Here is a 20,003-nt window from a genome sequence, read left to right as displayed (position 1 = left end):
AATCATGCGACAGTGGGTGGCGAGGGCCTGCGCGGGGTTCGTACGCGCGTGCGTGGTGGCGGCCGTCACCATGCTGGTCCCGGCCGTGTGGGCCGCCGCCGCGGCGCTGTGGGTCTGGTGGTGGGGCGGGGACCCGTGGTCGGGGACGGTGCCGTTCGTGTGGGCGTGCATCGGCACGCTCGCCCTGGCGCGCCCGGTGGGCCGGATGGTCCGCTCCCTGGTCGCGAGGTGGACGGGCACCGTCATTCCCGCCGGATATCGGCAGGCCGGGCCGGTGACGCGGATGTCCACCGGATATTGGTGGAACGGCTTCAGCTACGAGCGCACCAGGCGCGACGCCCTCATGGACCAGAAGTGGCGGACCCGGTGGAGAGATCCCGCCTTCTGGCGCGACCTGCGGTTCACGGCGATCGCGCCGCTCACCGCGGGCGTGGTCGCCGCCGTCCCGCCGGCCGGAGTCGCGGTGGCGGTCCTCGGGTTCAGCCGGTCATCGTTCCTCGCCGGGGTGCTCGGCCTGGTCGTGGCGATCGCCGCCGCCCCGTACGCCTGGCGGCCCGTCGTACCGGTGGCCGCCCGCTTCCTGCGCCCGTCGCCCGCGAGGTCGCTGGCGGACCGGGTCGATGAGCTGACGGCCCAGCGCGCGGACACCACGGTCGCGCAGGCCGCCGAGATCCGCCGGATCGAGCGGGACCTGCACGACGGAGCGCAGGCACGCCTGGTCGGGCTCGGGCTCTCGTTGGCGACCGCGGAGAAACTCATGGAAACCGACCCCGACCAGGCCAGGGCGCTGCTGCGGGACGCGCGAGCCGGCGCCGCCACCTCCCTGAACGAGCTGCGCGAACTGGTCAGGGGCATCAGCCCGCCGGTGCTGAACGAGCGCGGGCTCGTCGACGCCGTTCGCGCTCTCGCCCTGGACAGCCCGCTCGACGTGGCTGTGAGCGCCGACGTTCGGCTGAGCCTGGACCCGCCGATCGAGTCCGCCGTGTACTTCGGGGTCGCGGAGCTGCTGACCAACGCCGTCAAGCACGCCCGCGCGACCCGGGCGCGGATCTCCGTCGCCCGCGACGACACCGGCATCGTCGTCGACGTCGAGGACGACGGCCGAGGCGGGGCCGACGTGCCGGCTGATGGCGGACTCGCCGGGCTGCGCCGGCGCCTGGCGGTCTTCGACGGCACCGTGGAGATCACCAGCCCGGCAGGCGGTCCGACGCGGGTGAGGATGGTCGTGCCATGCGAATCGTCGTAGCCGAAGACCTCTACCTCCTGCGCGACGGGATGGTCCGCCTGCTCCAGGCGTACGGGCACCAGGTGGTGGCGACGGCGGCCACCGGCCCCGAGACGCTCGACGCGCTGCTGAGGTGGCGGGCGGACGTCTCCGTCGTCGACGTCCGCATGCCGCCGACCCAGTCGGACGAGGGCCTGCGGGCGGCCCTCGCCGCCCGCGGCGAGGTGCCCGGGCTGCCGGTCCTGATCCTTTCTCAGCACGTCGAGCAGCTGTACGCCCGCGAGCTCCTGGCCGACGGCGCCGGCGGCATCGGCTATTTCCTCAAGGAGAGCGTGTTCGACGCCGATCAGTTCATCGACGCCCTGGAACGCGTCGCGGCCGGCGGGACCGCCATGGACCCGGCCGTCATCGCCAAGCTGCTGTCCAGCGGGTCCTCGGACCGGCGGCTCGGGCGGCTCACCGAACGCGAACACGCCGTGCTCGGCCTCATGGCCGAAGGATTGTCCAACCAGGCCATCGGCCGGCGGCTCTTTCTCAGTGAGAGCGCCATCAGCAAGTACACGACCTCCATGTTCGGCAAGCTCGGCATCGTCGACGACGACCACCACAACCGCCGCGTCCTCGCCGTCCTCGCCTACCTGAACCAGCCCTGACGCCCTCGGCGGAAAGGCGTGGGCGCACCACCGGCACGCGGAGGAACCGGTCCCGGCGCAAGGCGTCCTCCCCGCCGCAGTGGAGCCCGAGAAGCGCGCTGCTGAAGGAATCGGACGATCTCGGGCTGTGACAGCTCCTATCCTGGGTCTGATGGACGTCGAGTTCAGCAGTGAGATGTGGTACTGGAGAGGGCCGGCGCCCTGGCACTTCATCACCGTCCCGGACGAGGAGTGCCGCGATCTGGAGACGACCGCCGGCCTGGTGAGCTACGGCTGGGGCATGATTCCGGTCACCGCCCAGATCCGCGAGACCCGGTGGAAGACGTCGCTGTTCCCGAAGGACGGGCGCTACATCGTGCCGGTGAAGGCGGGGGTGCGGAAGGCCGAAGGGCTCGACGTGGGGGACGTGGTGACCGTTCGCCTGACCGTTGAGGCCTGACCAGCGCCCCACGACGTGCCGGCCGCGCCGCCTCGTGACCCTGCGCGTGTGGCGGGCGGGGATCGGCGGTGATCTGGATGTAACCGGCGGCGGTCGGTTGCTGTGACATCCGCGTAACGCCTGTTTCTTACGTTTTGCGCGTTGGATCTGCCCGGTGCGGCTACGGCGCGCCCACTGATAGGGAACGTCGTTCAGGCCCTGTCGAAGGGGAAGGGCCGATGACGGCGACAGACCCGAGCAACGCCATCGCGCGCGTGAAGACCGTCTGCTCCTACTGCGGGGTGGGGTGCGGGATCGTCCTGGACGTGGCCCAGGGCGCGGACGGGCGGCGCCGGGTGGTCAAGGTCTCCGGCGACAAGAGCCATCCGGCCAACGCCGGTCGCCTGTGCACCAAGGGGGCCACCAGCGCCGACCTGCTCGCCGCCCCGGACCGGCTGGAACACGCGCTCGTCAGGCCCGCCAGGGGCGTGCAGCCGGAGGAGAGCGGGATCGACGCGGCGATCACGGCGACCGCCCGGCGGCTGCGCGCGATCCTGGACGAGCACGGGCCCGACGCGCTGTCGTTCTACGTGTCCGGGCAGATGACGCTGGAGGCCCAGTACCTGGCCAACAAGCTGGCCAAGGGCTTCGTCGGCACCAACCAGATCGAGTCGAACTCGCGGCTGTGCATGGCCGGCGCGGGCAGCGGCTACAAGCTGTCGCTGGGCTCGGACGGCCCACCCGGCTCGTACGAGGACTTCGAGCGCGCCGAGGTGTTCTTCGTCATCGGCGCGAACATGGCCGACTGCCACCCCATCCTGTTCCTGCGCATGATGGACCGGGTCAAGGCCGGCGCCAAGCTCATCGTGGTGGACCCGCGGCGCACCGCCACCGCCGCCAAGGCCGACCTGTTCCTGCAGATCCGCCCCGGCACGGACCTGGCCCTGCTCAACGGGCTGCTGCACCTGCTGGTGGAGAACGGGCACGTCGACGAGGAGTTCGTCACCGAGCACACCCGCGGCTGGGAGGCCATGCCGGACTTCCTGCTCGACTACCCGCCCGCCAAGGTCGCCGAGCTCACCGGCATCCCCGAGGCCGACCTGCGCCAGGCGGCCCAGTGGATCGGCGAGGCCGGCGAGTGGATGAGCTGCTGGACGATGGGGCTCAACCAGAGCACCCACGGCACCTGGAACACCAACGCGCTGTGCAACCTGCACCTGGCCACCGGCGCGATCTGCCGCCCGGGCAGCGGCCCGTTCTCGCTGACCGGCCAGCCCAACGCGATGGGCGGCCGCGAGATGGGCTACATGGGCCCCGGCCTGCCCGGCCAGCGCTCGGTGCTGGTGGAGGAGGAGCGCCGGTTCGTCGAGGACCTGTGGGGCATCGCGCCCGGCACCCTGCGTACCGACATCGGGCAGGGCACGATCGACATGTTCTCCCGGATGGCCGACGGCGAGATCAAGGCCTGCTGGATCATCTGCACCAACCCCGTGGCCAGCGTCGCCAACCGCAAGACCGTGATCGCGGGCCTGGAGGCCGCCGAGTTCGTCGTCACGCAGGACGTCTTCGCGGCCACCGAGACCAACGCCTACGCCGACGTGGTCCTGCCCGCCGCCCTGTGGGCCGAGACCGAAGGCGTGATGATCAACTCCGAGCGCAACCTCACCCTGCTCCGGCAGGCCGTCGAGCCGGCCGGCGAGGCCCTGCCCGACTGGCTGATCATCGCCCGGGTCGCCCGCGAGATGGGGTTCGAGGACGGCTTCTCCTACTCCAGCGCGGAGGAGGTGTTCGAGGAGATCAGGCGGGCGTGGAACCCGGCGACCGGGTACGACCTGCGCGGCGTGACGTACGACCGGCTGCGCGAGACTCCCGTGCAGTGGCCCGCCCCGCCCGGCTCCGGCGAGCGCAATCCGGTCCGCTACCTCAACGACGGCCGCAGCCAGGCGACGCTCACGAGCGAGGACGGCAGCGGCCCGCGGCTGGCCTTCGCGACCCCCGACGGCCGGGCCGTCTTCTTCCCGCGCCCGCACCTGCCCGCCGCCGAACTGCCCGACGACACCTTCCCGTACGTGCTCAACACCGGGCGGGTGCAGCACCAGTGGCACACGCTCACCAAGACGGCCAAGATCGCGAAGCTGAACAAGCTCAACCCCGGCCCGTTCGTGGAGATCAACCCGGCCGACGCCGCCGAGCACGGCATCGGCGAGGGCGACCTCGTGGCGGTCTCCTCCCGGCGCGGCCGGGCCGTGTTGCCGGCGGTGGTGACCGACCGGGTCATGCCGGGCAACCTGTTCGCGCCCTTCCACTGGAACGACCTGTTCGGCGAGTACCTCAGCGTCAACGCCGTCACCAGCGACGCCGTCGACCCCATCTCCTTCCAGCCCGAGCTGAAGGTGTGCGCGGTCTCCCTCGCCAAGATCTCCCCGGATCCCGTCACGGCCGTACCCACCTCCGCATCTGGCGTCCGTGCGGCCGCGACCGCCGAGGAGGCGCGGACACCGATCGCCGTTGGGGCGCTGCACGGGCTGTTCGGGCTCGCCGACGTGACCCCGCCGGAGCTCTCCCCGTCGGAACGCCGCTATCTGTCCGGATTCCTGTCCGGACTGGCGAGCACCCCGCTCGACGGAACGGACGTACCGGTGCTGCCCGGCCATGCTCCCTTCGCGCCGGACCACGCGCTGTGGGTGAACGGGGCGCTGGCCGGCGCCTTCTCCCGCATCGTCCTGCCGGTCCAGAAACCCACGCCCGCCGCACCGGAGCCGGCGCCCGCCGAGCCGGAGACCCCCGCGCGCGAGATCGTCATTCTGTGGGCCTCGCAGACGGGCAACGCCGAGGAGTTCGCCGCGGCCAGCGCCGAGCGGCTGGCGGGCGCCGGCCGCAGCGCGCGGGTGGTCAGCATGGACGACTGCGCCCCGCAGGCCCTGACGCCGGACGCCGACCTGCTGATCATCTCCAGCACGTTCGGCGACGGCGAGGCGCCCGACAACGGCGCCGCGTTCTGGGAGGCGCTCGCCGAGCCCGCGGCGCCGCGGCTCGACGGCGTGCGCTATGCCGTCCTCGCCTTCGGCGACTCCAGCTACGACGACTTCTGCGGCCACGGCCGGCGCCTCGATCGGCGCCTGGAGGAGCTCGGCGCGCTCCGCCTCGCGCCGCGCGTGGACTGCGAGCCGGACGAGCAGGAACGCGCCCTGGACTGGCTCGACCAGCTCCTGTCCACGCTGGCCGATCCCGGACCGGGGCGGAGCGAAACGAAGAAGGCCGCGCCGCCCGCCACCCGCGTCACCCCCGTCACCGCGACGCTGACCGGGAACAGGCTGCTCAGCCTGCCCGGCTCGGCCAAAGAAGTGCGCCGGTTCACCTTCGACACCGGCGGCGGGCTGACCTACCAGGCGGGCGACGCCCTCGGCGTGATGCCCGTCAACAGCCTCGACCTGGTCATGGAGTGGCTGGCCGGCACCGGCCTCAGCCCCGCCGACACCGTCGAGCTGCCCGGCCTGGGCACGCTGCCGCTGCGCGAGGCCCTGTACCGCCACCTCGACATCACCAAGATCACCCCTGGCCTGCTGAAGTTCGTCGCCGAACGCACCCGTGACCGCGACCTCGCCCGGCTCCTGCGCCCCGGCAACAAGGGCGAGCTGGACAAATGGGTGTGGGGTCGCCAGGCCGTGGACGTGCTCGCCGACATCCCCGTGCGCGCCACGGCCCAGGAGTGGGCCGACGTGCTCAAGCGGCTCAAACCGCGCCTCTACTCCATCTCCTCCAGCCCGCTCACCAGCCCTGACCAGATCAGCCTGACGGTCTCCGTGGTGCGCTTCCCCAACCCGCGCGGCGCGACGCGGGGCGGCGCCTGCTCGGCGTACCTGGCCGACAGCCCCGAGCGCACCACCGTTCCGGTGCACGTCCAGCCCACCACGCACTTCCGGCCGCCCTCCGACCCCGCCACCCCCATGGTGATGATCGGCCCGGGCACCGGCGTGGCCCCCTTCCTCGGCTTCCTCGACGAACGCCGGGCCCTCGGCCACCACGGCCGCAACTGGCTCTTCTTCGGCGAGCAGCGCCGCGCCACCGACTTCTACTACCGCGACGAACTGGCCGAGCTGCACGACGACGGCCTGCTGACCCGCCTGGACCTAACCTTCTCCCGCGACCAGCGGGCCAAGGTCTACGTGCAGGACCGGATGCGCGAGCACGGCGTGCAACTGTGGAGCTGGCTGCAGGACGGCGCGCACGTGTACGTGTGCGGCGACGCCACCCGGATGGCCAAGGACGTCGACCAGACCCTGCGCGACATCGCGGCCCGCCACGGCGGCCTGGCCCCCGACGACGCCGCCGCGTACGTCAAGCAGCTGGCCACGACGAAACGCTACGTGCGCGACGTGTACTGAAAGCCCCGCCGACCGGCGTTCATGCCGGGTAGGCGTGGGTCTCGCCGGCCTTGACCGAGGCCCAGATCCGCTGGCCCGGGGTCAGATCGAGGTCGGCCAGGGCGGCGGGGGTGATGTCGGCGAAGGCGGTGATCGGCCCGTCGAGGTGGACGCGTACGTTGTCGCCGTGCCGTTCGATGCCCTCGATGCGCGCCTGCCACAGGTTGCGCGGGCTCCCGTCCGGACGGGTCCGGTAGAGGGCCACGGCGGCGGGGGCGAAGGCCACGAACGCGGGCCCCGACAGGTGCTCGGTCGTGCTGAACACCAGCTCACCGACCTTGACCCGCGCCCCGTCCGCCACTCCCCGATACAGGTTGAGCCCGACCAGGCGGGCGACGTAGTCGGTACGCGGGTGACGGGCCACCTCGGCGGGCCTGCCCTGCTGGACGACGGCGCCGTTCTCGATGACGATCAGCCGGTCGGCCAGCACCATGGCATCCAGCGGGTCGTGGGTGACCAGGACGGTCGCGCCGTCGAAGTCGGCCAGGTGACGGCGCAGGTGCGAGCGGATCTCCAGCCGGGTGTGGGCGTCCAGCGCGGCCAGCGGCTCGTCCAGCAGCAGCAGACCCGGCCGTACGGCCAGCGCCCGGGCCAGCGCGACCCGCTGGGCCTGCCCGCCGGACAGCTGCCGCGGCCTGGCGGCGGCCCGGTCGGCCAGGCCGACTCGTTCCAGCAGGGCGGCGGCCGTACGGCGGGCCTCGGCCTTGGGGACGCCCTGGCAGCGCGGCCCGAAGGCGACGTTGTCCAGGGCGGACAGGTGCGGGAAGAGCAGGTAGTCCTGGAAGACCATGCCGATCGGGCGCTCCTCGGCGGCCAGCGGGTGCAGGCCACGGCCGTCCAGGACGATCTCGCCGCCGGACAGCGCGGTGAGCCCGGCCAGGGCGCGCAGCGCTGTGGTCTTGCCCGCGCCGTTGGGGCCGAGCAGCGCCACGACCTCGCCGGCGGCCACCTCGAACGCGATGTCGAGGGTGAAGGCGGGCCGGCTGACCACCAGATGGGCCTGCAGCGTCATGGGCTGCTCACCCACCGGTCGCGCAGGCTGGCCAGGATGATCACGGAGACGGCCAGCAGGACGAGGCTGAGCACGATGGCCGCCTCCGGCTCCGTCTCCAGCGCCAGATAGACGGCCAGCGGCATCGTACGGGTGGTGCCCGGGAAGTTGCCCGCGAACGTGATCGTCGCGCCGAACTCCCCCAGCGCCCGCGCCCAGCACAACACCGCCCCGGCCACCACTCCCGGCGCGATCAGCGGCAGCGTGACCCGGCGGAAGACCGTCCAGCGCGAGGCCCCCAGCGTGGCGGCGGCCTCCTCGAAGCGCCGGTCGGCGCCGCGCAGCGCCCCCTCCACGCTGATCACCAGGAACGGCATCGCCACGAACGCCTCCGCGACGACCACCCCCGCTGTCGTGAACGGCAGCGTGATCCCCAGCGACGACTCCAGCCACTGCCCGACCAGCCCGCGCCGCCCCAGCACGAGCAGCAGCGCCACACCGCCCACCACCGGCGGCAACACCAGCGGCACGGTCACCAGGGCCCGCACCACCCGCCGCCCGGGAAAATCCACCCTCGCCAGCAACCACGCCAGCGGCACCCCGAACACCAGGCAGAGCGCCGTCGCGATGGTCGCGCACACCAGCGACAGCCGCAACGCCTCCAGCACCTGCGGCTCGGTCAGCCGCTCCAGCAGCGTGCCCCAGGGCGCGCGGATCAGCAGCCCGGCCAGCGGCAGCACCAGGAACGCCAGCCCGGCCAGGGCGGGCAGCACCAGCATCCACGGCAGCCGTCCGGCAGCCTGACGGGCCGGGCGAACGGCGGACCCGGCTTCCGGCTCCGCCCGGTCAGCGCGCTCGGGCTCGGGCTCGGTCATACAGCACCAGGTCCACGAGCCGCCGGCCCGAAGCCGGGCTCGACCGTCGTGCCGGGCGGGGTCACAGGCTGCCGGCCACGCGCTCGTGACCGGGGATCTCGACGACGACGTTGGTGGACTTGATCACGGCGACCGCCACCACCCCCGCCTCCAGGCCGAGCTCGTCGGCGGCCTGGCGGCTCATCAGCGACACCACCCGGAACGGCCCGGCGGCGATCTCCACCTGCGCCATCACGGCGTCCCGGAGCACCTCGGTCACGATCCCGCGAAAGCGGTTACGCGCCGAGGAACGGCTGCCGCTCTCGCTCTCCTCGACCTGAGCACGGGCGAAGGCGGCCAGGTCGGCGCCGTTCACCTGCCGATGACCGTGCTCGTCCCGCTCGGCCGCCAGCCGCCCCGCGTCCACCCACCGGCGGACGGTGTCGGCGCTGACCCCGAGCAGCGCCGCGGCCTCGCTGATCCGAAACGTCGTCATAGGCTCTCACCATACCCTTCGCACATTCCAGCCCAAATACCGCTCGGCCATGGCATCCACGAGGCCGGACCCGCACCCGCCCGGCCGGCATCTCGGCCGATCCACGAGTCATCCACTTGAGCCCCGAGCCGGCGTCCGGTGCTGCCGGGATGGATGAGAATGTGATCCATGCAGCTTCCTGATCGACTCCGCCGGCTGATCGGGCAGGACGCTTCCTGGTCATCCGATCATGAAGGGGCCAGCGGTACCGCCCTGAGGGTCGTGTCGGGGTCGAAGGTCTTCTACGTCAAGCACGGCCCCCTCGCCAGGGCCGAGCACCTGCGACTGCGCTGGCTCCAAGGACGCGTCCCCGTTCCCGAAGTGGTCGCCTTCCACGACCCTGTCCTCGTTCTCGCCGACGTGGGGGCTCCGTCCCTGGAGACCGCCGCGCCCGCCGGCATTGGGGCCGTGTTGGGCCGGACGCTGCGCATCCTGCACGAGCTGCCCCTTGCCGATTGCCCCTTCGACGGCCGGCTGCCGGCGGTGCTCGAACGCGCCGCCGCCAACGTCCGTGACGGCCTTGTCGACCCGGACGACTTCGACGCCGACCACCTCGGGCTGACCCCTGACACGGTCCACGAACGGCTGCTGGCCACCCGCCCACGCGTTGAGGACCTCGTCGTCGCGCACGGGGACTACACACCTTCCAACGTGCTGCTGCCTGCCTCGGGAGAGCCCGTCGTCATCGACGTCCCGGCACTGGGCGTGGCCGACCGGTACCGCGACCTCGCCATCGCGCACAGAGACCTGTCCGAGGACCACGGCCCGGCGGCATGGGAGGAATTCGTCTCCGCCTACGGCCTCGTGGACCACATCGAGGAAGAACGGTTGTACTACTACCGGCTGCTGGACGAGCTTCTCTGACGCGGGGTCAGGACGAGAACTCCTGCTCGCGGGTCTCAGGCAGGAGGAGCACGCAGACGAGGCTCACCAGGCAGAGCGTGCCCGTGTAGACGCCGAGCACCAGGGGGCGAGGCCCACTGCGTGTTCAGCCAGGTGGCGATGACCGGCGCGAAGCCGCCACCCAGGGTGTTGGCCAGGATGAAGGTGGTCGAGGCGCCGGTGTAGCGCAGGCGGGCGGGGAACAACTCCGGCAGGAACGCCGCGATCGGCGCGAAGCTCAGCGTGAACAGCAGCAGCCCGAGGGCGAACGCACCTGTGATCAGCACGCCGTTCCCCGTCTGCAGCGAGCCGAACATGGGCAGCGCCCACAGGACGCAGCCGAAGAGACCGGCCAGCATCACCGGGCGCCGGCCCACCCGGCCGGCCAGGCGGGCCGCGGGCACGGTGGCCAGGGCGCCGGCGGTCGCGGCGATGCTGGCGGCGGCGAGCACCGTGCTCTGCGGGAGGCCGAGTACGGCGGGGCCGTACTGCAGGCTGTACACGGTGGTCAGGTAGTAGACGGACGAGCCGCCGATCGCCGCGCCGATGCCGAGGGCCAGCCGGCCGGGATGCTCCTTGAGCAGCGTGCCGAGCGGGAAGCGGGACGTGGCCTGGCGCGGCGCGGTGGTGAAGACCGGCGACTCCTGCAGCTGGCTGCGCACCCAGATGCCGATGACGATGAGCACGCGCGGGCTTGCGGCCCGGCCGGTCGCCGAGGGTGCCGAACAGCACCACGCCCACGGGCCTGACCAGGAACGCGCCGGCGAAGGTGAGGAACGCGGCCAGGGTCTGCGCCGCCGAGGTCCCGGCCGGGAAGAAGGCGGGGCCCAGGACCAGGGCGGCGGCGGTGCCGTAAACGGCGAAGTCGTAGTACTCGATGGTGGTGCCGATGAGGCTGGCGGCGGCGACGCGCGAGACGCCGCGCGTGCGGCGCGAGGCGTCCGCGGACGTCCCGGACGGGACGGCGGTCCCGGACATGGAAGGTTCTCCTCCGCTGGAGACTGGGGGTGCAAGAGCATGGAAGAGCCGGCGGAGAAGAAGGGCACGTTCCTGTGCCGTACCGTGGCACGTCACCGCGGTGCTTGACCGACGGTCAGCCCGCGGGATCGTCATGACGACGTGGGCGAGCATCCGATCGGACCGGCTGCCGCCGCCATGTGAGAAGGTTCGTCCGTCCACAGCGGACCAAGAAGGAAAGGGGAGTGTCCACTCCTTTCCATTCTCAACGTATAGCGCACCGGGGGGCTTGCCACAAGCCCCGGGTCATGCCGCAGAATCGTCGGCCGAGGCCAGAACCTGCGGAAATGGGGGACGCGGAATGCGCGCGTTGTTGTCGACGTACGGGTCGCGCGGGGACGTCGAGCCGATGGCGGCACTGACGGTGCGGTTGCGGGGACTCGGCGCGGAGGCGCGGATCTGCGCGCCGCCGGACGAGTAGTTCTTGCGGCGGCCTCGTCCGTGTCCGGGGTGAATCCAGCCCTCGCGACCGGGTCCGTCACGCCGGCCCAGACGCCAACCTTCGCAAGCGCCCTCACATCGGAGCTGATGACTTGAATCCCCTGACTGCCAGCGCGTTCGACCTGCCCGAACACCTCGCCCCCAAGGCCGACCCGGCACTGATCGCCGGCGACGAGCGACACTTCGCGGCCATCGCGGAGAGCCTTGAGCAGTCGATCGCCGAGCTGTCCGACCGCCTCGACGCCGAGCGCAAGGCGCCCGGCGGAAAGGGCCGGGCGGCGCTGGACCGGGACCTGGAGATCCACCGGCTGACCACTCGCCTGCGCGCCCTGCGTCGCTTCGGTCTGGACCTGTGCCTTGGACACATGGTCGGCGCGGACGACCCCGAGCCCGTGTACATCGGACGGCTCGGCCTCACGGACAGCGAGGGCCGCCGGCTGCTGCTCGACTGGCGTTCCCCCGCGGCTGAGCCGTTCTTCGGGGCCACCCACGGGAACCCGATGGGTCTGGCGAGCCGCCGCAGGTACCGCTGGACCCGCGGCCGGATCAGCGACTACTGGGACGAGGTGTTCACCGCGGACGGGTTCGAAGGGCACGCCGCGCTCGACGACCAGTCCGCCTTCATCGCCAGCCTGGGCAGCAGCCGCTCGCCACGGATGCGGGACGTGCTCGGCACCATCCAGGCCGACCAGGACGCCATCATCCGCGCGGGATCCGGCGGCGCTCTCGTGGTCGACGGCGGTCCGGGTACGGGCAAGACCGTCGTCGCCCTGCACCGTTCCGCCTATCTCCTCTACTCCGACCCTCGCCTCGGTCACCGCCGGGGCGGCGTGCTGTTCGTCGGTCCGCACCAGCCGTACCTGGCCTACGTCGCCGACGTCCTGCCCAGCCTCGGCGAGGAGGGCGTGCAGACCTGCACCCTGCGGGACCTCGTCGCCGAGGGGGCCACGGCGACGATCGAGACCGACCCGGACGTGGCCCGCCTGAAGTCGTCCGCGAATCTGGTCAAGGCCATCGAGCCGGCCGTCAGGTTCTACGAGAACCCGCCCACCAAGGGCATGACGGTCACGACCCACTGGTCCGACATCTGGCTGGGCCCCGAGGACTGGGCCGAGGCGTTCGAAGCGGCGGAGCCCGGCACTCCGCACAACGAGGCGCGCGACCAGATCTGGGAGGAACTGCTCACGATCCTGGCGGACAAGCACGACGACGAGGACATCTCACCTGACCTGCTCCGCAAGTCGCTGCTGCGGAACAGGGAGCTGCTCACGACCTTCAACCGCGCGTGGCCGCTGATCGAGGCGGCCGACCTCGTCGGAGACCTGTGGTCGGTACCCGCCTACCTGCGGATGTGCGCTCCCTGGCTCAGCCCCGACGAGGTTCGGCGGTTGCAGCGCGCGGACGCCCAGGCCTGGACGGTGTCCGACCTGCCGCTCCTGGACGCGGCACGGCAGCGGCTCGGCGACCCGGAGGCGGCGCGGCACAAGCGGCGGCGGGACGCCGCTGTCGCCGCCGAACGCGAGCGCATGGCCGGGGTCGTCGACAACCTGCTCGAGGCCGATGACGACGGTGAAGGCGCGGTGACGATGCTGCGCGGACGGGACCTGCAGGACGCCCTGATCGACGAGAACGCGTCGCCCACCACCGAACCGGACCTGCTCGCCGGCCCGTTCGCGCACATCGTCGTGGACGAGGCCCAGGAGCTGACCGACGCCGAGTGGCAGATGCTGCTGCTCCGGTGCCCGTCCAGGAGCTTCACCATCGTCGGGGACCGGGCCCAGGCCAGGCACGGGTTCACGGAGTCGTGGCAGGAACGGCTGGAGCGGGTCGGGCTCGACCGGATCAACCTGGCCTCCCTGAGCATCAACTACCGGACGCCGGAAGCGATCATGACGGAGGCCGAGCCGGTCATCCGGGCCGCGCTCCCGGACGCCAACGTGCCGACCTCCATCCGCAGCACCGACGTCCCCGTCGTGCACGGGTCCGTTTCCGACCTGAGCTCGATCCTCGACACCTGGCTCGCCGCGCATGCCGACGGGATCGCCTGCGTCATCGGCGACCCCACCTTCCAGGCGACGTCCCGCGTCCGGTCGCTGACGCCGGTGCTGTCGAAGGGGCTCGAGTTCGACCTGGTCGTCCTCATCGACCCGGAGGCGTTCGGCGAGGGCATCGAAGGAGCGGTCGATCGCTATGTCGCGATGACCCGAGCGACCCAGCAACTGGTCATCCTCACGAGCTCCTGACCGTGCCGACCCCCAGGACCGCCTGTGCGGCGGGGTGATGGCCGGTGAGGCGGTCGAGGGCGGCGGGGGACGGCCGGCTCCGCACCGGCCATCAGTTCATCGAAGTGAATTGATGCGCCACCCCCGGTGATGGATGTTGGTGGGGCAAGTGGAAGCGACCAGAAGCGATCCACGAGGAGTTCGACATGAGCGATGCCGCGCCCCCTCCGGTCACCATGCCTACCCGGCGCCAGCGTCCCCTCGATCCTCCGCAGGAGTTGGAGAAGTGGCGGGAGGAGGCCCCGGTCCGCAGGTTGCGGTACGCCGACGGCCACCTCGGCTGGCTGGTGACCGGCTACGCGGCGGCCCGTGCCGTGATGGGCGACGGCCGCTTCAGCACGCGGCCGGAGCTCCACCATCCGACGACGCCGCAGATCGGGCAGCACCTGGCCATGCGCCGACCGCCCGCGTTCTTCGTACGCCTGGACCCGCCCGAGCACACCCGCTATCGCAGGCTGCTGACCGGCCAGTTCACTGTGCGCCGCATGAAACTGCTGGAACCGCGGATCGCCGAGATCACGGCCTCCACGATCGACACGATGCTGCGTACCGGCCCACCGGCCGAGCTGGTGCGCGACTTCGCGCTGCCGATCCCCGCCCTGGTGATCTGCGAGCTGCTCGGCGTCCCGTACGCCGACCGCGAGAGCTTCCAGCGGCAGTCGGCGACGATCGTGGCACTGGACGTCAGCACTGAGCAGAAGCAGCGGGCGATGAACGAGCTGAACAGCTACCTGCGCGCTCTGGTGGCCGACAAGCGGGCCCGACCGGGCGATGACCTGATCAGCGGCCTGTCGTCCGGCGGGGAGCTCACCGAGGAGGAGCTGTCCGGCGTGGCCCTGCTGCTGCTCCTGGCCGGACACGAGACGACGGCCAACATGCTCGCCCTGGGCACGTTCACCCTGCTCGGCAGCCCCGGCCAGCTCTCCGCGCTGCGCCGCGACCCCGCCCTGGTGCCGGGCGCGGTGGAAGAGCTGCTGCGCTATCTCACAGTGGTCGACTTCATGGTCCGGACGGCGCTGGAGGACGTGGATCTCGACGGTCATCCGATCAAGGCGGGTGAGACCGTGACGGTTTCCCTGCCCGCGGCCAACCGGGACCCGCTGCGGTTCGCCGATCCCGGGATCATGGACATCGTCCGGGACGCGACCGGCCACCTGACGTTCGGACACGGCATCCACCAGTGCCTGGGCCAGCAACTCGCCCGCAACGAAATGCGCATCGCCCTGCCCGCGTTGCTCGACCGGCTGCCGGGCCTGCGCCTGGCGGTGCCTGCCGAGGACGTGCCCATGCGGTCCGACATGCTGGTCTACGGCGTGCACAAGCTACCGGTGACCTGGTAGCGGGCGCGGTCTGTCAACGGGCGTGGCCGGTCATCACGGCCCGGAGTAGCGTGATTGCATGGAACAGCGAATCACTCTGATCACGCTGGGGGTCTCCGATCTCGCTCGCGCCAAGGGCTTTTACGAGGCCCTCGGCTGGCGGGGGCAAGAAGTCGAGGAGACCGTCTTCTTCCAGGCCGGAGGCCTGGGACTGATCCTGTGGGGCCGCGACAAACTGGCGAAGGACTGCGGTCTGGAGCCTGGGCCGGCGGGCGGTTTCGGCGGGATCGCCCTGGCGCACAACGTACGGTCCGACGCGGAGGTCGATGCCCTGCTGGCGGCGGTGGCGCGGGCTGGTGGAACCGTCACCAAGCCCGCGGCCGTCAACGCCATCGGGTTCTACTCCGGTGCCTTCGTCGATCCCGACGGCCACGCCTGGGAGATCGCGCACAACCCCGGCATCCCCCTCGCCGAGGACGGTTCGATCACCCTTCCTGATTTCGGCAACCTCTAGAGGTCTTCTTCTGGGGTGGGCGGCCGCCGGCCTTCAGCTCCTGTCAGCCGTCGGGTCCTTCCATCTCCCCGCTACGGGGGTTGGGACCCTGAGGCGGGGGAGGTCGTGCATGGTGTGCCTCTCTTGCGAGAACCGGGGGTTGCGGGGCCGCCTGACCACGACGGTCGGGTACGTGGCCGGCCAGGACGGTCACGCGGACTTCCGGACGAATCGCCTGATCAGCGGCCAGGCCAGCAGGATGAGGATGACGGCGTAGACCGTGTAGGAGACGGGCCCGCCGAGCAGGCCCGACAGGTCTCCGCCGGAAAGTTGCAGGGAGCGGCGGCCCTGGAGTTCGGCGCGGGGGCCGAGGATGACGCCGACGATCAGCGGCAGCACCGGCAGCCCGAAGCGGCGCATCCCGAAGCCGAGCAGCCCGAGCACCAGCAGGAGGACCAGGTCGAAGGGTTGGGAGTCCTTGGAGACCACGATCGCGCCCGCCTCCTCGATGAGCTTGGCGATCGGCGTGGTCTGGGTGAGCGTGGCCGTGGATTTGGAGGCGTAGGAGGCGCCGACGACGCCCAGGCCCATGAGCATGGCCAGCTTGCCGTTGCCCTTTTCGTTGATCGTGCGTTGCAGACCGACCGTGCCGCCCGCGCCGGGCAGGTTGAACACCTGCACCCCTGAGGCGATCTTGGTGTCTTCCATGACCTTGGCGGCCGTGCGGGCGGTGGTGTCGTAGCCGCCGCCGGGGGCGTTGGGCACCATGATGCGCAGCCCGCTGACGGGTTCGCCGGCCGCGCTCGCGCCCGCGCCCGTCTGCTTGGCCGCGGTCGCTCCGCAGGCGCTGACCGCGAGCATGGACAGCGCCGCCAGAGCGCCGAGGAGGGCGCTGATCCGATTTCTCACAGTGGTCTCTTTCGCATTGACAAGTGCGGCGCCCTGATTATGCGAACCCGGCCGATCGGTCGTCTGCCTTGTGTGACCAGCGGAGATTGTGTTCATTGTGTTCGTGAGACGCCGCGGTCCACGGCGGCCGGGGTCACGGAGGATCTCCGGGGCCCTTTCACGTGAGGACTCTTGATCACGGCCTCGGCGTGGCCGCCCCTGGACCGCGCGTCGCTGGTTGTCGGCATGGTCACTCGAGCAGGTGCCGAGCCATGCCGGCTTCCCCAACTGCCGGTCGGCCATTCCTTGCCACGTGTCGGCGAATGCCGATTAGTCAGAAGAAGCGTCGTGACATGTCCCGCGACATGCAAAGAAGGCCAAAATCTTTATGCGGCGACACCCCCCTTTAAAGGTGTCGGATTTTGACGTGTTGTTTGAGTTCATTGAGGTGAATGAGATATTCCTTGCGGGTATGTACGCTTCTGTCTGAATGCCTATCCACATGTGGGCATTGGATTTCGCGTCGATTTATCCATGAATGGAAACGAGAGAACGTGAATACTGAAATTCGGCACCTGCCGACGCCGCGCCACACGCGTACCGCGAAGCTGGCTCTGGCCGCTGCGGCCGCCGGTCTCATGTTCGTTCCGCTGAGCCAGGCAGTGGCGAGCGCGAGCACCGCCTCCCTCCAGCCCAAAGCCGGGAACGCCTGCTCGGACGAGTGGGGCGTATGCGATGTCCTCTGGTGGGGCGAGGACGACAAGAAGTCCGACCACGACAAGTCCGACCACGACAAGAAGTTCGAACACGACAAGAAGTTCGAGCACGACAAGAAGTTCGAGCACGACAAGAAGTGGGAGCACGACCGGTTCGAGCACGACAAGAAGTTCGAGCACGACGACTCCGACCACGACAAGAAGTTCGACCGCGACAAGAAGCGCGATCGTTTCAAGGTCGACCACGTCAAGATCGACCACCTCAAGCTCGACCGCGACAAGAAGTTCGAGCACGACAAGAAGTGGGAGCACGACCGGTTCGAGCACGACAAGAAGTTCGAGCACGACGAGTCCGACCACGACAAGAAGTTCGAGCACGACAAGAAGTGGGAGCACGACAAGAAGTGGGAGCACGACGACCACGGCCACCACGGCTGGTAGCCGTGGTGCACGGTACGGACTAGGGTGAGAACGCCCGCCGGGGACGAGTTCGGCGAGGACCCCGTCCCCGGAGGCTGAGGGCGTCTCCTGGCACTGTGATCGGCGATGGAGTCGAAATCACCCTCGGCCGCTCGAAAAGGCGGATGACAAATGCCGCGGCAAATTGTCTTGCCACGGCATTTGTCTCTTGGCGTCATTTCGAGTCAGCGGAGTTCGGCGTATCAGGCCGGCGACGACAACGAGGTGAGCGGCCGACGGCGCGGCACAGCGCCGGACCTCCGCGGCGTTCTGTCGGGCGTCGGTCCTTACGGCACTCCCCCGGCCGCCTCCTCCCGATGAGCGGTCGTACACCGCCGGGACAGGCTGCGATCTCCGGCGCGGTTCCCCGTACAGGGTGGCCGTAGGCGGCCGGTCACAACGCGAACGGCCCGTCACCGCGTTACTGCTGGTGACGGGCCTCTTCCGGGTCAGGACGCCGTCGTCCGCCCGCGTCTCGGGGCCGCCCGCCGAGGACCACGACCGGCGGCGGGCCGGGCGGTCGGTACTGCAGTGCGGACGGCCGGCGAGGACGCGTCACGCGACGGCGGTCCCCTCGAGCTCCACCATCAGGTCGGGGATCGCCAGCCGGGTCACCCCGAGCATCGTGGTGGACGGTGCCACCCCGGCGGCGCCCAACCGCGACGCCAGCACGCCGTAGTGCTCGAAGAGCCGATCGACGTCGGTGGTGTAGACGTTGAGCCGGACGAGGTTCGCGAGCGACATGCCTGCCTCGCCGAGCACGGCCTCCAGGTTGTCGAGGGTCAGCGCCAACTGCGCCGCCATGTCACCGGCATGCTGGGGCTTGCCTTCGCCGCTCATCGCCGTCTGCCCGGAGCAGTACAGGGTCCGGGTGTGCCCGGAGACGATCTCACCCTGGTTGTACCCCATCTCCACGGACCACGCCCACGGGTTGACCGCCGTTCGCTCCATTGCCACATCAGCTCCATTCGATTCGTCGACATCACGTACGTCCATCGGCTCGGTGGCCGTGATCTCTCTGGCCGCGTTGATGAGCCTCCCAACAAATCACGACATCCTGTGTCGTGTATTTCGATAAAGTTCTCGCATGCGCGCCGACCGGCTGGTCTCGCTGGTGCTGCTGCTGCGGCAGCACGGCCGGCTGTCCGCGGCCGCGCTGGCCCGCGAGCTGGAAGTGTCCACCCGCACCGTGCTGCGCGACATCGAGGCGCTGTCCGCAGCCGGCGTCCCGGTCTACGCCGAACGCGGCCGGCACGGCGGTTTCGCGCTGTTGCCCGGTTTCCGGACCGAGCTCACCGGACTGAACCCCGACGAGGCCCTTGCCCTGCTGGTCGCCGGATCGCGGCGCGGCGCGCAGGCCTTCGGCCTCGGCTCGGCGCTCGCTTCGGCCATGCTCAAGGTGGTTGACGCGCTCCCGGAGAGCTATCGGGACACCGCGGCCGGCGCGGCCGAGCGACTGCTCATCGACCCGGAGACCGACCTCCTCTCGCGTCGGCTGGTCGCCGAGGAGGTTCCTGACGCCATAGCGGCCGAGGTCCTGCGCGCGGTGTTCGCCGGACACAAGCTGCGGATCCACTACGCGGCCATGGACCAACCCCCGAAGTGGCGCACGGTGGACCCGATCGGCCTGGTCACCATCCGCGACCGGGGCTACCTGCTGGCCACGAGGTCCGGCGCGGACCGCACCTACCGGCTGTCCCGGGTCTTGGACGCCAAGGAACTCCCCGAACCCGCACAGCGACCAGACCGGGTCGATCTGGACCGGGCCTGGCAGGAACGCAGCACGCGGTTCCGGGCCGGCGGCGACCAAGTCGCCGTGCTGGTACGGGTGAACCCGAGGCGGCGGGAGGAACTGCTGGGCACCGCGCTGGCCGTCCGCTCCGAGGAACCCGACGCAGACGGCTGGCTGCGGCTGGAGGTGACCTTCCAGGATTCACGACACGCCGAATGGGCGCTGTGGCAGCTCAGCACGGACGGGGAGGCCCTGGCCCCGCACTGGTTGCGCACCTCCCTGCACAACCGCGCCACCGCGATCGCCGCCCGCTACGCGGCGTCATCCTGAGAGTCGCCGCCTTCTGCGAGCCGAACGGGACGACGGCGGCGCGCCCCATCGAGCCGCCTCGACATAGCGGACCTCGATTCCGGGGGTCAGGGGGCGGGAAACGGGTGGCGGACGCCGCCTCCCTCGATCCCACAGCTCGTGAGTGACATCCGGCTCCCGGCTCCGGAAGCAGTGTCCGCCGCGTACAACGACGCCAAGGGCGACCGGTATCGGGCCCTCCGAGACGTCATCGGGTGACGAGATGAAAGTTTCAAGCTCCATTGACACTCGGAAAGCGCTTTCCTACGGTGTGGGTCATCCCCACCGCGGAGGTGTTCGTTCATGCGCGTGGTGCGTATTCGCTG

Annotated in this window: 17 protein-coding genes; 11 read left to right on the top strand and 6 right to left on the bottom strand. The window is 70.6% G+C overall.

What is annotated here, in order from left to right:
- Positions 1–4 precede the first annotated feature (4 nt).
- From ACFKCF_RS38130 to ACFKCF_RS38115, 4 genes are all read left to right on the top strand, one after another.
- Positions 5–1,246 (top strand): sensor histidine kinase, encoded by a 1,242-nt coding sequence (locus ACFKCF_RS38130; RefSeq protein WP_394500166.1) that lies wholly within the window; start codon positions 5–7, stop codon positions 1,244–1,246.
- Positions 1,231–1,878 carry a response regulator gene (locus tag ACFKCF_RS38125; protein ID WP_394500165.1) on the top strand — a complete coding sequence of 216 codons (648 nt, stop codon included), beginning with the start codon at positions 1,231–1,233 and terminating at the stop codon, positions 1,876–1,878. The genes ACFKCF_RS38130 and ACFKCF_RS38125 overlap by 16 nt, the downstream gene beginning before the upstream one ends.
- A 151-nt stretch (positions 1,879–2,029) precedes the next feature.
- Positions 2,030–2,317 (top strand): DUF1905 domain-containing protein, encoded by a 288-nt coding sequence (locus ACFKCF_RS38120; protein ID WP_394500164.1) that lies wholly within the window; start codon positions 2,030–2,032, stop codon positions 2,315–2,317.
- Positions 2,318–2,535: 218 nt separating this feature from the next.
- On the top strand, positions 2,536–6,681 hold the full coding sequence (locus ACFKCF_RS38115) for a molybdopterin-dependent oxidoreductase (protein ID WP_394500163.1): 4,146 nt from the start codon (positions 2,536–2,538) through the stop codon (positions 6,679–6,681).
- A 19-nt stretch (positions 6,682–6,700) separates the two neighbouring features.
- Here the strand turns inward: ACFKCF_RS38115 and ACFKCF_RS38110 are convergent, their stop codons facing one another.
- From ACFKCF_RS38110 to ACFKCF_RS38100, 3 genes are all read right to left on the bottom strand, one after another.
- A complete protein-coding gene (locus ACFKCF_RS38110) occupies positions 6,701–7,732 on the bottom strand; it encodes an ABC transporter ATP-binding protein (protein WP_394500162.1) in 1,032 nt (343 codons plus the stop codon).
- A complete protein-coding gene (locus ACFKCF_RS38105) occupies positions 7,729–8,586 on the bottom strand; it encodes an ABC transporter permease (protein WP_394500161.1) in 858 nt (285 codons plus the stop codon). The genes ACFKCF_RS38110 and ACFKCF_RS38105 overlap by 4 nt, the downstream gene beginning before the upstream one ends.
- 61 nt (positions 8,587–8,647) lie before the next feature.
- Positions 8,648–9,061, bottom strand: coding sequence for a molybdopterin-binding protein (locus tag ACFKCF_RS38100; RefSeq protein WP_394500160.1), 414 nt, complete (start codon positions 9,059–9,061; stop codon positions 8,648–8,650).
- A 168-nt stretch (positions 9,062–9,229) separates the two neighbouring features.
- On the opposite strand from ACFKCF_RS38100, the gene ACFKCF_RS38095 reads away from it, so the two are divergent.
- On the top strand, positions 9,230–9,964 hold the full coding sequence (locus ACFKCF_RS38095) for an aminoglycoside 3'-phosphotransferase (protein WP_394500159.1): 735 nt from the start codon (positions 9,230–9,232) through the stop codon (positions 9,962–9,964).
- A 35-nt stretch (positions 9,965–9,999) separates the two neighbouring features.
- Here the strand turns inward: ACFKCF_RS38095 and ACFKCF_RS38090 are convergent, their stop codons facing one another.
- Positions 10,000–10,668 carry an MFS transporter gene (locus ACFKCF_RS38090; protein ID WP_394500158.1) on the bottom strand — a complete coding sequence of 223 codons (669 nt, stop codon included), beginning with the start codon at positions 10,666–10,668 and terminating at the stop codon, positions 10,000–10,002.
- Positions 10,669–10,700: 32 nt separating this feature from the next.
- Between ACFKCF_RS38090 and ACFKCF_RS38085 the strand changes: the two genes are divergently transcribed.
- From ACFKCF_RS38085 to ACFKCF_RS38070, 4 genes are all read left to right on the top strand, one after another.
- A complete protein-coding gene (locus tag ACFKCF_RS38085; protein ID WP_394500157.1) occupies positions 10,701–10,838 on the top strand; it encodes a hypothetical protein in 138 nt (45 codons plus the stop codon).
- 694 nt (positions 10,839–11,532) lie between these two features.
- Complete coding sequence (gene helR, locus ACFKCF_RS38080) at positions 11,533–13,683, top strand: RNA polymerase recycling motor ATPase HelR (RefSeq protein ID WP_394500156.1); 2,151 nt, start codon at positions 11,533–11,535, stop codon at positions 13,681–13,683.
- A 185-nt stretch (positions 13,684–13,868) separates the two neighbouring features.
- Positions 13,869–15,062: a cytochrome P450 gene (locus ACFKCF_RS38075; protein ID WP_394500155.1), complete on the top strand. Its 1,194-nt coding sequence runs from the start codon at positions 13,869–13,871 to the stop codon at positions 15,060–15,062.
- Between the two features lie 58 nt (positions 15,063–15,120).
- A complete protein-coding gene (locus ACFKCF_RS38070) occupies positions 15,121–15,555 on the top strand; it encodes a VOC family protein (RefSeq protein ID WP_394500154.1) in 435 nt (144 codons plus the stop codon).
- Positions 15,556–15,744: 189 nt separating this feature from the next.
- On the opposite strand, the gene ACFKCF_RS38065 is transcribed toward ACFKCF_RS38070, so the two are convergent.
- Positions 15,745–16,443, bottom strand: a complete 699-nt coding sequence (locus tag ACFKCF_RS38065) for a hypothetical protein (RefSeq protein ID WP_394500153.1) — start codon at positions 16,441–16,443, stop codon at positions 15,745–15,747.
- A gap of 533 nt (positions 16,444–16,976) precedes the next feature.
- Between ACFKCF_RS38065 and ACFKCF_RS38060 the strand changes: the two genes are divergently transcribed.
- A complete protein-coding gene (locus ACFKCF_RS38060) occupies positions 16,977–17,579 on the top strand; it encodes a hypothetical protein (RefSeq protein ID WP_394500152.1) in 603 nt (200 codons plus the stop codon).
- Between the two features lie 573 nt (positions 17,580–18,152).
- Here ACFKCF_RS38060 and ACFKCF_RS38055 read toward each other — a convergent pair.
- The gene (locus ACFKCF_RS38055) at positions 18,153–18,548 is read right to left on the bottom strand and encodes a RidA family protein (protein ID WP_394500201.1); all 396 of its coding nucleotides are present in this window, start codon (positions 18,546–18,548) and stop codon (positions 18,153–18,155) included.
- A gap of 136 nt (positions 18,549–18,684) precedes the next feature.
- On the opposite strand from ACFKCF_RS38055, the gene ACFKCF_RS38050 reads away from it, so the two are divergent.
- Positions 18,685–19,659 carry a helix-turn-helix transcriptional regulator gene (locus ACFKCF_RS38050; protein ID WP_394500151.1) on the top strand — a complete coding sequence of 325 codons (975 nt, stop codon included), beginning with the start codon at positions 18,685–18,687 and terminating at the stop codon, positions 19,657–19,659.
- The last annotated feature ends 344 nt before the right edge of the window (positions 19,660–20,003 follow it).

Origin of the sequence: Nonomuraea sp. JJY05, from assembly GCF_043496855.1 — a bacterium.
Taxonomy (GTDB): domain Bacteria; phylum Actinomycetota; class Actinomycetes; order Streptosporangiales; family Streptosporangiaceae; genus Nonomuraea.
The sequence above is the reverse complement of the archived record's forward strand: the minus strand, read 5'-3'. Positions and strand labels throughout refer to the sequence as shown.

Bases quoted from the DNA above. Each gene is read 5' to 3' on its own strand.
- ACFKCF_RS38130 (WP_394500166.1), top strand. From the start codon at position 5: ATGCGACAGTGGGTGGCGAGGGCCTGCGCGGGGTTCGTACGCGCGTGC.
- ACFKCF_RS38125 (WP_394500165.1), top strand. From the start codon at position 1,231: ATGCGAATCGTCGTAGCCGAAGACCTCTACCTCCTGCGCGACGGGATG.
- ACFKCF_RS38120 (WP_394500164.1), top strand. From the start codon at position 2,030: ATGGACGTCGAGTTCAGCAGTGAGATGTGGTACTGGAGAGGGCCGGCG.
- ACFKCF_RS38115 (WP_394500163.1), top strand. From the start codon at position 2,536: ATGACGGCGACAGACCCGAGCAACGCCATCGCGCGCGTGAAGACCGTC.
- ACFKCF_RS38110 (WP_394500162.1), bottom strand. From the start codon at position 7,732: ATGACGCTGCAGGCCCATCTGGTGGTCAGCCGGCCCGCCTTCACCCTC.
- ACFKCF_RS38105 (WP_394500161.1), bottom strand. From the start codon at position 8,586: ATGACCGAGCCCGAGCCCGAGCGCGCTGACCGGGCGGAGCCGGAAGCC.
- ACFKCF_RS38100 (WP_394500160.1), bottom strand. From the start codon at position 9,061: ATGACGACGTTTCGGATCAGCGAGGCCGCGGCGCTGCTCGGGGTCAGC.
- ACFKCF_RS38095 (WP_394500159.1), top strand. From the start codon at position 9,230: ATGCAGCTTCCTGATCGACTCCGCCGGCTGATCGGGCAGGACGCTTCC.
- ACFKCF_RS38075 (WP_394500155.1), top strand. From the start codon at position 13,869: ATGAGCGATGCCGCGCCCCCTCCGGTCACCATGCCTACCCGGCGCCAG.
- ACFKCF_RS38070 (WP_394500154.1), top strand. From the start codon at position 15,121: ATGGAACAGCGAATCACTCTGATCACGCTGGGGGTCTCCGATCTCGCT.
- ACFKCF_RS38055 (WP_394500201.1), bottom strand. From the start codon at position 18,548: ATGGAGCGAACGGCGGTCAACCCGTGGGCGTGGTCCGTGGAGATGGGG.
- ACFKCF_RS38050 (WP_394500151.1), top strand. From the start codon at position 18,685: ATGCGCGCCGACCGGCTGGTCTCGCTGGTGCTGCTGCTGCGGCAGCAC.